Source organism: Pseudomonas sp. TE21435, assembly GCF_056279265.1.
On sequence record NZ_JBWBQZ010000001.1, the window covers coordinates 3,547,997 to 3,562,475 of the forward strand.

General features: G+C 63.5%; 12 protein-coding genes. 2 read left to right on the forward strand and 10 right to left on the reverse strand.

The window, feature by feature from the left end:
- Positions 1-32 precede the first annotated feature (32 nt).
- Positions 33-1,001: a metal ABC transporter ATPase gene (locus ACZ9C1_RS16030; RefSeq protein WP_110702037.1), complete on the forward strand. Its 969-nt coding sequence runs from the start codon at positions 33-35 to the stop codon at positions 999-1,001.
- 94 nt (positions 1,002-1,095) lie between these two features.
- Here the strand turns inward: ACZ9C1_RS16030 and hldE are convergent, their stop codons facing one another.
- Together hldE and msbA are read right to left on the reverse strand one after the other, a co-directional pair.
- Positions 1,096-2,517, reverse strand: coding sequence for a bifunctional D-glycero-beta-D-manno-heptose-7-phosphate kinase/D-glycero-beta-D-manno-heptose 1-phosphate adenylyltransferase HldE (gene hldE, locus ACZ9C1_RS16035; protein ID WP_102682190.1), 1,422 nt, complete (start codon positions 2,515-2,517; stop codon positions 1,096-1,098).
- 131 nt (positions 2,518-2,648) lie between these two features.
- Complete coding sequence (gene msbA / locus ACZ9C1_RS16040; RefSeq protein ID WP_139673900.1) at positions 2,649-4,451, reverse strand: lipid A export permease/ATP-binding protein MsbA; 1,803 nt, start codon at positions 4,449-4,451, stop codon at positions 2,649-2,651.
- Positions 4,452-4,561: 110 nt separating this feature from the next.
- On the opposite strand from msbA, the gene ACZ9C1_RS16045 reads away from it, so the two are divergent.
- Entirely contained in the window at positions 4,562-5,200 is a 639-nt protein-coding gene (locus ACZ9C1_RS16045) for a phosphotransferase (protein WP_102682192.1), read from the forward strand.
- A gap of 33 nt (positions 5,201-5,233) precedes the next feature.
- On the opposite strand, the gene ACZ9C1_RS16050 is transcribed toward ACZ9C1_RS16045, so the two are convergent.
- The 8 genes from ACZ9C1_RS16050 to ACZ9C1_RS16085 all read right to left on the reverse strand — a co-directional run bounded on the left by ACZ9C1_RS16050 (position 5,234) and on the right by ACZ9C1_RS16085 (position 14,377).
- Positions 5,234-6,391 (reverse strand): O-antigen ligase domain-containing protein, encoded by a 1,158-nt coding sequence (locus tag ACZ9C1_RS16050; RefSeq protein WP_277502187.1) that lies wholly within the window; start codon positions 6,389-6,391, stop codon positions 5,234-5,236.
- Positions 6,384-7,151, reverse strand: coding sequence for a glycosyltransferase family 2 protein (locus ACZ9C1_RS16055; protein WP_102682194.1), 768 nt, complete (start codon positions 7,149-7,151; stop codon positions 6,384-6,386). Before ACZ9C1_RS16055 ends, ACZ9C1_RS16050 begins: the two co-directional genes overlap by 8 nt.
- 23 nt (positions 7,152-7,174) lie before the next feature.
- Positions 7,175-8,137 (reverse strand): glycosyltransferase family protein, encoded by a 963-nt coding sequence (locus tag ACZ9C1_RS16060; protein WP_102682195.1) that lies wholly within the window; start codon positions 8,135-8,137, stop codon positions 7,175-7,177.
- Complete coding sequence (locus ACZ9C1_RS16065) at positions 8,134-9,561, reverse strand: PIG-L deacetylase family protein (RefSeq protein ID WP_457378402.1); 1,428 nt, start codon at positions 9,559-9,561, stop codon at positions 8,134-8,136. The genes ACZ9C1_RS16060 and ACZ9C1_RS16065 overlap by 4 nt, the downstream gene beginning before the upstream one ends.
- A 2-nt stretch (positions 9,562-9,563) precedes the next feature.
- Positions 9,564-10,460 (reverse strand): antimicrobial resistance protein Mig-14, encoded by an 897-nt coding sequence (locus tag ACZ9C1_RS16070; protein WP_277502189.1) that lies wholly within the window; start codon positions 10,458-10,460, stop codon positions 9,564-9,566.
- Positions 10,460-11,590, reverse strand: a complete 1,131-nt coding sequence (locus ACZ9C1_RS16075; protein WP_457378403.1) for a glycosyltransferase — start codon at positions 11,588-11,590, stop codon at positions 10,460-10,462. Before ACZ9C1_RS16075 ends, ACZ9C1_RS16070 begins: the two co-directional genes overlap by 1 nt.
- Positions 11,574-13,331, reverse strand: a complete 1,758-nt coding sequence (locus ACZ9C1_RS16080; RefSeq protein ID WP_476254170.1) for a carbamoyltransferase family protein — start codon at positions 13,329-13,331, stop codon at positions 11,574-11,576. The genes ACZ9C1_RS16075 and ACZ9C1_RS16080 overlap by 17 nt, the downstream gene beginning before the upstream one ends.
- Before the next feature lie 209 nt (positions 13,332-13,540).
- The gene (locus ACZ9C1_RS16085) at positions 13,541-14,377 is read right to left on the reverse strand and encodes a 23S rRNA (adenine(2030)-N(6))-methyltransferase RlmJ (RefSeq protein WP_102682200.1); all 837 of its coding nucleotides are present in this window, start codon (positions 14,375-14,377) and stop codon (positions 13,541-13,543) included.
- Between the last annotated feature and the right edge of the window lie 102 nt (positions 14,378-14,479).

Consider the following 14,479-nt stretch of genomic DNA (forward strand, 5'->3'; position numbering starts at 1 on the left):
CCGGGCGGGGGCCCAACGCAAGGAGGAGCCTCGTGCCGCGTACGCTGATCCGCAAGAATCCGAGCAACTTCAAGACCCTGCCGCTGCACGTCGAAGCCACGCCCGACGGCCTGACTTACCAGAGCATCGGCATGCCGCTGAATTTCGCCCAGACCCTGCAGCGGCGCAAGGCCATCCAGGTCGCCGACCCCGAACGCTTCGTGGCGGAGCTGGCCAACCTCGGCGTGTCGGTGCGCCTCACCCTGAACTGGCAAGGCCGCGACTACTGGGTGCTGGTGCGCCAACGCCGACAGGACCGTGGCGATGTGGTGCTCAAGCTGATTTCAGGCTATGTCCCGGCCCACGAGCTGAACCTGCCGCTGCACACGGCGATCCAGGAAGTGGCCGAGGAGTGCCTGCTGGAAACCCCTGAAGGCTGGCTTGGCGGGCGCTTCAACGATACCTGGCTGCCGGCGCCCTATGCCGCCGCCCTGCACTATCGCGAGGCGCTGCCGTTCGTGCTCTCGCCTGAGTCCGGTGCCGCCCGCCCGGTGCATTGCGCCCGGCTGACCCTGCTGGAGCGGCCACGGGCCTACGTGCACCTGCCCACCGCGTCGTTGCAGCTGATCTACGACCTGCGTCTGCAAGTGCCCAAGGAGGCCAAGTCACTGAGCCTGTTCCATGTCGATGAACGGCTCGAGGGCGACCAACTGGTGGCACGGCTCGACCGCAAAAGACCAGACCTTTACCTGATGCCGTTGAAGGACGGCCAACCGATGGCAGAGCTCTATACCCTGAAGAAGGATCAACTGCTGCCGGCGAGCACACGCGGCCTATGGCTGGCTGAAAGCTTTGCACCACAGGTAGGCTGGGTGGTTCGGGAGGAGCGGGTACGCTGGAAGGACTGGTTGAAGCAACAAGGCCTGGCCGAACACAAGCGCGAACCGGCTTCGCACCTGGAGCGCTTCAGTGACAAGGCCCGGGCGTTGCTGGAGCGAGCGCGGGACACGCTGCACAAATGAACGCGGGGCAAGTCGCATCGGCGCACCGCCGCCCCCACAAACATCGTGGGAGCGGCGGTGCGCCGATGCGACTTGCCCCGCGATTGCAACTGACTCAGTGCTTGCGGATCTTCTCGACGATCGCCGTGGTCGAGCTGTTTTCCACCAGCCCCAAGACCTTCACCGTGCCGCCGTAGGCCTTGACGATATCGGCGCCGACCACCTGGTCGATACCGTAGTCGCCGCCCTTGACCAGCACATCCGGCTTGACTTGGCGCAGCAGGTTCTCGGGGGTGTCCTCAGGGAAGCTGATGACCCAGTCCACCGCACCGAGCCCGGCCAGCACGGCCATGCGCCGATCGACGCTGTTGATCGGACGGCCCGGCCCTTTCAGGCGGCTGACCGAAGCATCGTCGTTGATGGCGACGATCAGACGGTCCCCCTGGGCACGGGCTTGCTCCAGGTAAGTCACATGGCCTGCGTGCAGGATATCGAAGCAGCCATTGGTGAAGACGATGCTCTCGTTGTGCGCACGGGCATCATCGATCGCCAGCAGCAACTGCTCCAACCCCAGCACACCGCGCTCGGAGCCTTCCTCACGCTGGATCGCCCGGCGCAGTTCGGGTGCGCTGATAGCGGCGGTACCCAGCTTGCCGACGACGATGCCGGCAGCCAGGTTAGCCAAGGCGACCGCATGAGGCAGGTCTTCGCCGGCGGCAATGGCGGCGGCAAGCGTCGAAATCACCGTATCGCCGGCACCGGTGACATCGAACACCTCACGAGCTCGGGCCGGCAGGTGCAGCGCCGGGTGGCCGATGCGCAGCAAGGTCATGCCGTGCTCGCCACGGGTCACCAGCAGCGCGCCCAGGTCCAGCTCCTCGAGCAGCTTCAGGCCCTTGGCCACCAGCTCGGCTTCGTCGGCGCAACGGCCGACGATGGTCTCGAACTCGCTGAGGTTCGGGGTGATCAGGCTGGCGCCGCGGTAGATCGAGAAATCCTTGCCCTTGGGGTCGGCCAGCACCGGGATGCCCTTGCTGCGGGCAGCCTGGATCAACGATTGGTGATTCTTCAGCGCGCCCTTGCCGTAGTCGGACAGCACCAGCACCTTGACCCCTTCGAGCAAGGCATCCACTTCCGCCCCCAGCGACAGCGGATCGGTGGCGAAGGGTTCTTCGAAATCGATGCGCAGCAACTGCTGGTGGCGGCTCATGACCCGCAGCTTGACGATGGTCGGCTGATGGGCGATGCGCTGGAAGATCGAGCGCACGCCCGCCGCCTGCAGGCTGTTGGCCAGGCTGTCGGCGGCTTCGTCCTGGCCGGTGACACCAACCAGCGCGGCTGGAGCACCGAGGGCAGCGATGTTCAAGGCCACGTTGGCGGCGCCGCCGGGACGGTCCTCGATCTGATCGACCTTGACCACCGGCACCGGCGCCTCAGGCGAGATACGCGAAGTACCGCCATGCCAGTAGCGGTCGAGCATGACATCGCCGACCACCAATACCGGGGCTTGATCGAAACGCGGCATGGACAACTTCATGGGCAACCCATCATTGGAAAAGTGAACAGGGGCAGGATATTAGCACAGGGTTGCGCAGGGCTTTACGGCCAACCGCGGCAATGCTGTATCGATTGACTGGCGGGGCCGCGAAGGCCCCACCATACGGCCGATCAGGTGATGTCGGCCTTTTCCGCTTCATCCAGGCCCATGGCGTGCAGGCGGGCATAATGGCCATTAGCCTGGAGCAGATCGGCGTGGGTGCCACGCTCCACCAGACGGCCCTGGTCCATCACCAGGATCAGGTCGGCCTTCTCGATGGTCGACAGGCGGTGGGCGATCACCAGGGTGGTGCGACCTTCCATCACGTGATCCAGCGCCGCCTGGATGTGGCGCTCGGACTCGGTATCCAGGGCCGAGGTCGCCTCGTCGAGGATCAGCAGTGGCGCGTTCTTCAGCAGCGCCCTCGCGATCGCCAGGCGCTGGCGCTGGCCACCGGAGAGCAGCACACCGTTCTCGCCGACTTCGGTATCGAAGCCCTTGGGCAACTGGTCGACGAACTCCTTGGCGTAGGCATCGGCGGCGGCGGCCTCGATATCCGCCCGAGGGGCGCCGGCCAGGTCACCGTAGGCGATGTTGTTGGCCACCGTGTCGTTGAACAGGGTGACGTGCTGTGTCACCTGGGACACATGGCGACGCAGGTTGCGCAGGCGGTACTGTTCGATTTCCACGCCGTCGAGCAGGATCTGCCCTTCTGTGTGGTGGTAGAACCGCGGGATCAGCGCCGCCAGCGTCGACTTGCCGCTGCCGGACCGCCCGACCAGGGCGATCATCTGCCCAGGCTCGGCGGTGAAGCTGATGTCGCTGAGCACCTGACGCTCGGTGCCGGGGTAGGTGAAGCTGAGGTTGCGCACTTCGAGGCGCCCGTCGACCCGTTCCTTCTCGACAGTGCCGGCATCGACCTCCGGCTTCTCGTCCAACTGCTCGAAGATGCTTTCGGCACCGGCAAGGCCCTTCTGGATGGTAGAGCTGACTTCCGAGAGCTGGCGAATCGGCTTGGGCAGTAACCCAGCCGCCGTGATATAGGCCACCAGATCACCGGCCGACGCCTCGCCGCGAAGGAACAGCACCAGGAACATCAGTGTGGCCATGGCGGTGTAGATCACCAGTTGCAGCAACGGCGTGTAAAGCGCACCGGTCTTGGTCATGCGCAGCTGCTTGTCGGTGTTGCTCTGGCTGGCAGCGTTGAAGCGACGCTCTTCGTAGCTTTCGCCACCGAAGCTGCGCACCACGCGATAGCCCTGGATGGTCTCGGAGGCCACATGGGTGACATCACCCATGGCCACCTGGATCTTCTTGCTCTGCTTGCGGAATTTCTTGCTGGCGGTACTCACCATCACTGCGATCAGCGGCAGGATCGCCACCATCACCAAGGTCAGTTTCCAGTTCATCCACAGCAGGTAGGCGAACAGGAACACCACTGTCAGGCCTTCACGGATGACCACCTTGATGGCATCCGTGGCCGCGCCGGTAACCATGGTCACGTTGAAGGTGATGCGCGAAATCAGGTGCCCGGAGTTGTGGTTGTCAAAATAGCGGTTGGGCAGCACCAGCAGCTTGTTGAACAACTCGACGCGCAGGTCGTGAACCAGGCACAACGACACCTTGGACAGGTAGTAGTTGCCCAGGAACGAGCCCAGGCCCTGCCAGGCGGCGATCAGGATGATCAGCAGCGGCACCGCCTGCAGCAACTGCAGGTCGCGCAGGTAAGGCACGCTGGGGAACAACACCGCCTGGGGGTTGCTCAGGCCGTCGACAAAATACTTGAGGATCCCGGCCAGCATCGGTTGGGTCGAGGCGAAGATCACGAAACCGACGATGCTCAGCAGGAAGATGCCGATATAGGGTTTGACGTAGCCCAGCAGGCGCAGGTAGATCTTCAGGCTCGCAGGCGAAGACGATTCGGGAACTGTCATGAGAATCCGTCGGGTCAAAAAGAGCCGGGATTATAACACACGCGGTGTCTCGCACCGCCCGCTGCAGGTAAGATAGGCGGCTGTCCCGAACCCATGGCCCTGGAGGCTAGATGCACGCACTTGACCACGCCCGCTACCTTGCCCTGCGCGAGGGCGCTCATGTCCTCGAAGCCGACGGCACTGGCGACAAGGTCCTGCGCCTGCGTGACGGCACGATGCTCAAGCTGTTCCGGCGCAAGCGCCTGATCAGCTCGGCGGCCTGGTATCCCTATGCCCGACGCTTCGCCGACAACTGCAAGGCCCTGGCCGCGCGCGGCATCCCCTGCCCACAGGTCAAGGCGGTGTACCGGATTGCCGAGATCGCCCGCGATGCCGTGCATTACGACCCGCTCCCAGGGTATACGCTGCGCCAACTACTGGACCAACCCGGCGAGCATCCTGAACTGCGCGACCAGCTCGGGCAGTTCATCGCGACCTTGCACGAGGCAGGCGTGTACTTCCGCTCCGCGCATCTGGGCAACGTGGTACTGACGCCCGAAGGGAAACTGGGGTTGATCGATGTCGCCGACCTGCGCATATATCGCAAGCCACTTCGCCGATCACAACGCCAACGCAATTTCCGCCATATGCTGCGGTATCGGCAAGATCGGGAATGGTTGTTGGGTGACCGCGACAACGTGTTCATCGAGGCCTACCTGGCCAGCCAGCAGGTCTGCCGTCGCCAGGACCTGGCCAGCGCACTGGCCTGAACGAAGATGGCCGCCCGGAGGCGGCCATCGTCATCAGCGTAAACGTCGCTGCTGCAACCCACGGCCAAGCACCATGGCTGCCGGCAACAGGACCAGTGGCCATAGCTCGTCGGGGTTGCCGATCAGCTTGCTGCCATCGAAGTTGAGCATGACCAGGGCACAGGCCAGGTACATGCCCCACGGGTCGCGCAGGCGCAAGGCCTGTACCAGGGTCATCGCCACAATGACCAGGAACAGTACCAGCGAGACACCACCGGTATAGAGGCCCAGCGCAACAAAGATATTGTGAGGATGCTGGATCGGCATGAAGCCGCTCAGCAGCTTGTCGGTATGGAACTCGACACCGCAGCCAATCATCCAGCCACAGTTCTGCCACTCGCCGACCATCACGTGGAACAACTCGCCGCGATAGGAGTCACCGCGCTCGAAAAGCGAATGGAACCAGGCCATGTCCTTCACCAACCAGAGGGCGATGCCTCCAAGTACCGCGAACACCAACAGCCAGCTCCCGGCCACGCGCGGGAAGCGCCACAACGCCCAGCACGCCCAGGCGGCGAACAGGAAGGCTGCGCCGACCATCGCGGTACGCGTCTGCAGGACAAAGGTGATCGCCACCACCGACAGCGCCACGGCGGCAAACGCTTCGATCCAGCGGCGACGGTGCAACCATCCCGGCATTGCCAGTGCCAGCGCACAGAGCAGCCATATACTGGTGTAGATCACGTTCTGCATGCGTGCGGGCATCAGACTCACCCGCTCACCCAAGGCATATATGCCGGTCAGGTAAGCGAAAGCCGAATAGCCGAAGATGTACAGGCAGATGATCCAGAACAGCGTACGAGCAAACACCTCGGAGCGGAAGAAGCCCTGATTCGTCAGCCCTGCCACAGCGAAGACAAAGAGCGCAACATAAGCGATGTGCTTGTAGAACTGTCCATCGCCAGCAATCGCTGCGGGCACCAGGAACCAAAGCAGGAACAGCAGCCACGCCAATCCAAGCTTGTCGTTGAACAACCCCGCACCGCGCTCCTTGACCAGAAACACCAAGCCAGGCAACGCGATGAAAGCGTAGAAAATGTTGTTGGTCCATTTCGATGAGGCCATCAGCACGAAGCTGGCCAGGAACACGATCAACGCTGCGCTGAAATAGCGCCGGCTCGTGCGGTTATCGCTGCCAATCCCTTCAAACATCCTTCAACACCCATCCAAGCAATAGTCCAATAAACAACACGCCCAGCAGGCGGATACGATCCATGCGCTTACGTCGAGCCTTCTTGATCTTCTCTTCCGGCATTTCCACATGCTCGCCGAACCCGGTGTGCAGCACCGCGTCGTTCTCGAGGATCAGCGCGTAGCGGTCACGCTCGGCGTAGAGCCGCGACAGGCTCTTCTCGCCCGAATGCGCGGCGTACGGCGCATGCGCCTGGTAGTCGGCAAGCCTGCGCAGGCCCGGGTTGAACGAGAAGCCCTGCCATTCCGCCTTGTGCGAACCCAGCTTGTGGAAGGCAATACCCTGCAGCACCTGACGCGCCTCCAGGAACACGTAGGGGCTGTGCACCTGCAAGTCATGGTTGAAGCTGCGCAGCCAGACCTGCAAGGCTTGCGGGTCGGCTTCGAGCAAGGCCTGGGACTCCTCGACGAAACCCGGGCGATAGAACGCCCAGTCATCCTCACAGTGGAACACCCAGAACGTCTTGACCTGCGAGTAGGCGGCATCCACCGAACGCAACTGTCCGAGCTTGGGATTGTTGACGATGAAGGTGGTGTGCTCGCGCCAGTGCTCAGGAATGCAACTGCGCACCGCCTCGTCACCGGAATCCTCGGTGATGAACACTTCGCGGATGGGCGCCGTGTTGTAGAGATCGAAACTCTCCAGCGTGCGCTTGAGCAGTTCAAAACGACCACAGCTGGTCACCACCAGTGTGATCTCGCTGTTTTCACTGAAGATCATGGCTTCCTCGATGTGTTTAGGGCTTAACGCGCCAAACCGATGGCACGCAACAGGCGCTCCACCAGGCCGGGTTTGCTGGCCGGGCGTAACGGCGCGCGCATGGCCTCGGTGATCGCCTGCCCAAGCGCGTGAAAGGTATAACGCTGCTCGGCCAGTTGCTGGCCGTTGCGCGAGATACGCTCGGCCAGGTCCAGGTCGCCCCGCAGTTGGGCGAGCTTCTCGCGCAGTTGTTCAAGGTCGCGGTAGAGCACGATATTGTGCATGTCGACGAAGCCCAGCGCCTGGTTCTCCTCCTCGCCCTGATCGTAGGCGAACAGCACGCAACCACAGGCCATGGCTTCGAAGTTCTTGATCATGTACTCGCCCATGCCAACGTCGGCACTGACGAAAAAGCGGATACGGCTGAGGGTCTGGCTGTATTCCTCGCCCGACTTGGTGCGGGTGATCAGCAGGTTCTCTACCGCCGCAATCGACTCGAGCATCTGCTTGCGGCCCGAGTAGGCCACACTGCGCAGGCTGCCGACGAACGCCAGCTCGATGTCGCGCTCGCGGTTCTCGTTGCGCAGCAGCGCCTGGTCGTAGCCCTTGGGCACGAATACCGCATCGAAACCTTCATCACGCAGCCGACGGGTAACCACCGCACCTGAAGTGATGACCCGCGCCCACGGCAACTGGCGGTAGTACTCGCTGAACTTGCCGGTGTACTTGCACGGAATATAGTTCTGATAGGCGTCGTGCTCGAGGATCACCAGGTTCGGGAGCGTGCGGATGAAACGCGCCTGGCGGATTTCTTTCTTGAACCGCAGGAAGAACAGGATGCGGTCGTACTGATCGACTTGCACATGCTGATGGAAGTAGCTGCGCAGATCGGCCTGCTCGTCGCCAGTGAGCCAACGGATGTCGCACTCGCAGTCGGCCGCGATGCCTTCGTAAAGACGGTCCAGGATGGCGCGTTGCTCTTTCTGGACCAGGAACAGGACTTTCACCGTGGCTCTCTCTTGTCGATCACTGTACCGACCCACAGCAGTTCGTGGCGCCGTACGGCCTTGCGGAAGAATTCATTGTCACCGAATGCAGGCCAGCGCCGGGCGGCCAGGCAGCGCTGCAGGAAGCGACGAACCCTGCGTTTGAATGGAGCCGCAGGCTGCAGGTCGTGCATCATACCCAAAGCGATGGCCTTTTGCCTCTGCTGCTGCTCGCCAACCCCCAGCACCCAGGGACGCATGGGCAGGCCCGCATCGAAGAACGGTGGCAAAGGCACCCCGGTACCGGCATCGCCCATCGGCCAGCGGTCATTGTCGTGCAGGTGATTGGCGTACAACAGCAAGGTTTGCGGCTGCCAACTCGCCCCTTGCAACGCTTGCTGCAGGGCGTCATGGGCGCACACGTGATCCGGGTGTGGATCGAGCGTCGGGTGAGGCATCACGATGGTTGCCGGGCGCGCATGCTCGATGAGCTCGCGCAGGTCCTGGACCAGGTTGTTCCAGGTCGGCCGGCCATCGGCATCGCTGCGCAGCGCGACTTCATTGAAACGGCGGAATGGCCGGGTGTCGATCAGGTCGGCCTCGCGAGATGCGACAGGTGTCTCGGGCTCGGCCTGCATGGCGGGCAACTGCATGCAGAAGTAACCCAACTGCACAGATTGGCAGGAAGGCACACCAGCCCAGCGCGGAACGGCAATGCTGTCCCAACTGCGCAACTCGCCCTTGAGCCGGGCCGCCTCGGCCAGGTCGAGGCCGAAGGTGTCGCGGTAGTACTCGTTCTCGATCTCGCCGGCGGTGAGGGTCACGATCCAGCTGCTCTTCGCCCGGGAATAGGCAGTGAACGCCGCCAGCTCGGCATCGTCGGCATGGGGTGCGATGACCATCAGCGAGCCGGCCAGGTAGTCGGCGTGACGTAAAACCAGCAATTCCATCTCCGGCGCCACGCGGCAGTGCCGGCCGCTCAGGCGCAGCCGCCCGGCGCCCAGCGCCTCAGCCTGGCCTCCCAGGTTCAGGTAGCGCACACCGCGGACACCACGCTCGAAGGCCTGGCAATCGGTGACGCCACCTTCGATGCGTACCGCCGGGTCGAGCAGGCGCCCCAACCAACCGGCGCGCAGATTCACTTGCAGCAACAGGGTCTCGCTGCCGTCCAGCTGGCAGTCTTCCGGCAACGCAAGCACCCCGCCATGGCTGTGCAGCGCATGACGCTCGCTGGCCTGCAAGTCGTACTGGTAGTCGCTGCCGGGCACGTAGAACAAGTGGTCGGAGAACCAGGCCTCATGGGCCACCCACAACAACACCGCGAGGACAGGCGGCAACCACCATGTCCACAGCGCCGTCAGCAACAGCGCGACAAGCAACACCAGCAGGATCACCCGCTTGCGCTTGCGATGGCGTTTGAGCAGTTGCTGCTTGTTGACGCTCATGTTCAGACCTGGAAGACGTTGACGGGTTTGCACCAACGATCCTTGTACTCTCGATCGGCCCGGCCGAAGGAGAACCGCAGCGCCTTGCCGCGGGCATTGGCATCCTCCCAGGCAGCCTGGGTATTGAGGAAACTCAGTACGCTACCTGGGCTGAAAGCCTTGGTGTCTGGGTCGACACCGCCGTTTACATATTCAACGCTGATCCACTGTGGCGCCTCGACGCGATACACCAACTGGATCGCGATCGGCGCCCCCTCCAGGAACAACACGGAGCCAATCAACAGTTCGCGCAGGCGCTCGATCACTTCGGCCATGCGGGCGGCACCGGTGGCCGGGAAACCCCAGCGACGCTGGAACAATTCACAGTACATCGCCGCGATCTCGGCTGCAGTGAAATCGCCAATCGGTCGCACCTGGCCGCCAGCCTCTTCCAGCAGGCGCAGCTCACGGCGCTGGTTATAGCGGAACTTCTTCGACAGGTCCTCATGCGCACGTGCCATGGCCAACTGCTCGGGCTGCGCCTTCAAGCCGGTGAAACGCCCCTGGTTCAGCTCCGACAGGTAGCGCCCGGCGTGGCGCAACGGCGCCCCGACATCCATGGCCGCCGGCAGGATGATCTCGGCATTGCCCAGGTCGAACAGGCCCTTCTTGCCTTCGCGCTTGAGTACATCCTTGGCCAGCGCCAGGTGGCGCCCCCAGGTTGGTAGTGCGGCCCTGAGCTCGCCGCCCTGGAACCAACCGAGGTAACGCACCGGGATCTGTGCCAGGTCCGCCAGTTGCTCGACCACCAGCGGGTGCGTGGCGACACTGCCGCCGAAACGCTGCCAGGCAGCGTTGTATTCGGCCGCGTCGATCACTTGCCAGCCGCGTTCGCGCCAGGCCTTGAGGTGATTGAGCATCAGGCCTCCGCCACCAGCGCACGCACCTGCGGCAACTGCCAGAAGGCATCGCGCACCGCCTGATCGCTGAAACGCTGCCGCAGGCGCTGCAGCATGTGCAAAGCACAGGCCTCGCGCTGCCCGGCGTCCAGCCCGGCCAGATGCTTCAGGCCCTGGGCCAGCTGCGCGGCATCGCCCAGCGGGAACAGCACGCCCACACCCTCGACCACTTCCCGGGCGCCGCCACAGGCGGTGGCCAGCAGCGGCACACCCGCCACCATGGCCTCGAGCAGGACCATGCCGAACGGCTCATGGTCGGAGCTCAGCGCAAATACATCGAAGGCGCGGAAATAACGGCGAGCATCCGGCACCTGGCCGAGGAAGTTCACCTGCCCAGCGATGCCCAGCTCACTGGCCAGCGCCTTGAGCTTGGCCTCGAGGCGACCCTTGCCCAGGATCACCAGCCGCGCGCCAGCCGGCAGGCCAGGCAAGGCTTCGGCAAAGCCACGCAACAGCGTGGCCTGGTCCTTGTCCGGGTGCAGGCGGCCGACATTGCCGACCACCCAGGCCTGTTCATCCAGTCCCAAGGCACGACGCGCCTCGTCACGCGGCACCAGGCTGGCCTGCAATGCCTCGATATCGATGCGGTTGTACAGGGTCTGGATATGCTCGGCCGGCCACCGCCCCAGGCAGCGGCGCATGTCGTCGCGCACCGCATCCGAGACACCGAGCAGGCTCAGGCGCTTGCGGAACAGGTTGGCAAACAGTCGGCGCCCCTTGCGCTGGTAGTCGCCAAACGCGTGGTGTACGCCGATCACCGGCAGACCGGTGGCCAGCAGCGCGACATAGATCGGTTTGAAGCGGTGGGCGATGCAGAACGCGAAATTGCGCTGCGCGGCGATCTTGCGCAGCGCGGCGATGGCGCCCAGCTTCAGGCCGCGCACGGCCTTGGAGCTGAACTCCAGGAACAACACCTCGTCCGAGGCGCAGCCAGCCGCGACCTGCGCGTCAGCCGCCCCGGTGAGGAACACGGTGGTGACCTTGTAGCCGCTGCCCTGGAACAGGCTGGCATATTGACGGGCGCAGTCGAGGAACGGCCCGTCATAGCCATGGCAGAACTGCAGGATCCGCGGTTCAGAGCGGCTGGTCATACGGCGCGGCGCCTTCCTTGACCACCAGGATGTCTTCCATGATCAGGTACTGCAGGTCCGAACCGAAGAACATATTCAGGGCATCGGTCGGCGAGCAGATCATCGGTTCGCCACGGCGGTTGAGCGAGGTGTTCAGCGACACGCCGTTGCCGGTCAGGTTTTCCAGCGCCTTCATCATGTCGTAGTAGCGCGGGTTGTACTCGCGCTTGAGCACCTGGGCGCGCGAGGTACCGTCCTCGTGGACCACTTCCGGCACACGGGTCTTCCACTCTTCAGCCACTTCGAAGGTGAAGGTCATGAACGGCGCCGGATGATCGATCTTGATCATCTGCGGCGCGACAGTGTCGAGCATCGACGGGCAGAAAGGCCTCCAGCGCTCGCGGAACTTGATCTGGTGGTTGATGCGGTCGGCCACGCCCGGCACGCTCGGGCAACCGATGATCGAGCGACCACCCAGTGCGCGAGGGCCGAACTCCATGCGCCCCTGGAACCAGGCAACCGGGTTGCCGTCGACCATGATCTTGGCGATCTGCTCAGGCATGTTCTCGAGCTTGCGCCATACCGGTTTGCTCGGGTGACGGGCGCAGGCGGCGGTCACGTCTTCGTTGGAGTACGCAGGGCCGAGGTAGACGTGCTCCATCTTCTCGACCGGCACGCCACGGGCGTGGGACACATAGGCAGCTGCACCGACCGCAGTACCGGCGTCGCCGGACGCTGGCTGGACGAACAGCTCTTTCACATCATCGCGGGCGATGATCTTCTGGTTCAGCTTGACGTTCAGCGCACAGCCGCCGGCGAAGGCCAGCTTGCCGGTCTCTTTCAGGGTATCGCCCAGGTAGTGGTCGATCATCTGCAGGGCGAGCTTCTCGAACAATGCCTGCATGCTCGCCGCATAGTGGATATACGGCTCGTCGGCGATGTCGCCTTCGCGCTTCGGACCCAGCCACTCGATCAGCTTGGGCGAGAAGTAGAAGCCCTTGCCCTTCTCTTTATAGCGGCGCAGACCGATGACGTTGGCGTACTCGGTGTTGATCACCAGTTCGCCGTTTTCGAAGCTGGCCAGGCGCGAGAAGTCATACTTGCTGGCGTCGCCGTACGGCGCCATGCCCATGACCTTGAACTCGCCATCGAGCATCTCAAAGCCGAGGAACTCGGTGATCGCGCCATACAGGCCACCCAGGGAATCCGGGTCGAAGAATTCCTTGATCTTGTGGATCTTGCCGTTTTCGCCATAGCCGAAGAAGGTAGTGGCGTACTCGCCCTTGCCGTCGATGCCGAGGATCGCGGTCTTCTCTTTGAAGCCCGAGCAGTGATAGGCGCTGGACGCGTGGGCCAGGTGGTGCTCGACCGGTTCGATCTTGATCTTCTTCGGATCGAAGCCCAGCTGCTCCAGGCACCAGACGATCTTCTTGCGGTAGCGCTTGTAGCGCCGGTTGCCCATCAGCAGCGCGTCGAGGGCGCGATCCGGGGCGTACCAGTAGCGCTTGGCGTAGTGCCAGCGGGCCTTGCCGAACAGGCTGATCGGGGCGAAAGGAATGGCCACCACGTCGACGTCCGACGGCTTGATGCCGGCCTGCTCCAGGCAGAACTTCGCCGACTCGTAGGGCATGCGGTTCTTCGCATGCTTGTCACGCACGAAGCGCTCTTCTTCGGCGGCGGCAATCAGCTTGCCGTCGATGTACAGGGCCGCGGAAGGGTCATGGCTAAGGGCGCCGGACAGGCCAAGAATCGTCAGTGCCAAGGGGTTAGCCTCTCAAATCGGTATGAAGTGCGCCACCGGCCATTCAGGCGGATGGCGGCTAAAGGGCGGGATTATAACGCAAAGATCGCCTGACGCGATGCATGGACGTGGCAGCGGGCTTGCCCCGCGATGGCGCTGGATTTGCTGACGCCATCGCCGGGCAAGTCGGGCCGCCGCATCGCGGCTCCCACGCTGCCTGCGACGCCTGCTTATTCGGCGATCAGCCAGTCCATGCGGAAGCTGCCGGCGGTCTGCGCCAGCTCCTTGGCCAGCCACGGCAGCAGCGTCTTGAGCTCATCTTCCAGGCCCCACGGTGGGTTGGCGATGGCCAGGCCCGAGCCGTTCAGGCCCTGCGGGCTGTCCTGGTGATGCACATACAGCTCCACGCGCAGCAGCTTGGGCGCGCCGGTGCTGGTGAGGTCCTGGTAGAAGCGGGTCAGCGAACGCTGGTCCTTGATCGGGTACCAGATGGCCGCGACGGTCTGGCGCATGCGACCGATCGCCTCCTTCATCGCCACGGTGCAGCGTTTGAGCTCGTCAGCCTGCTCGAACGGCGGGTCGATCAGCATGATCGCGCGTTTTTCCTGCACCGGCAGCAGCGCCCGCGGGATGTGCCAGCCTTCGCCCAGGTGCACGGTGACTCGCGGGTCCTTCTTCATGTTCTCTTTGAGCAGCACGCCGTCTTCAGGGTGCTTTTCGTTGAGTTGTGCACGGTCCTGTTCACGCATCAAACGCCGGGCCAGCTCGGGGGAGCCCGGGTAGTAGCGCAGCTCGCCGTTCTTGTTCAGGCGCTTGATGACACCCAGATAGTCAGCGGTAACGGCGGGCAGGTCATCGCGATTCCACAGGCGGGCGACGCCTTCGAGGTACTCACCGGTACGGCTCGCCTGATCGCCCTGCAGGTCGTACAGGCCAAGCCCTGCGTGGGTATCGATATAGGCGAACGGCTGCTCCTTGCGCGACATCAGGGCGATGAGGCGGGTGAGCACGATGTGCTTGAGGACGTCGGCGTGGTTGCCGGCGTGGAAGGCGTGACGATAGTTCATGAGGACTCCTGCGGGGGCGGCAAGTTTACCTTGTCGCGAAGGAGACGTCAGGTACGGCGGTCGGGCTTGAATCGCATCGCCGGCAAGCCGGCTCCCACAGGT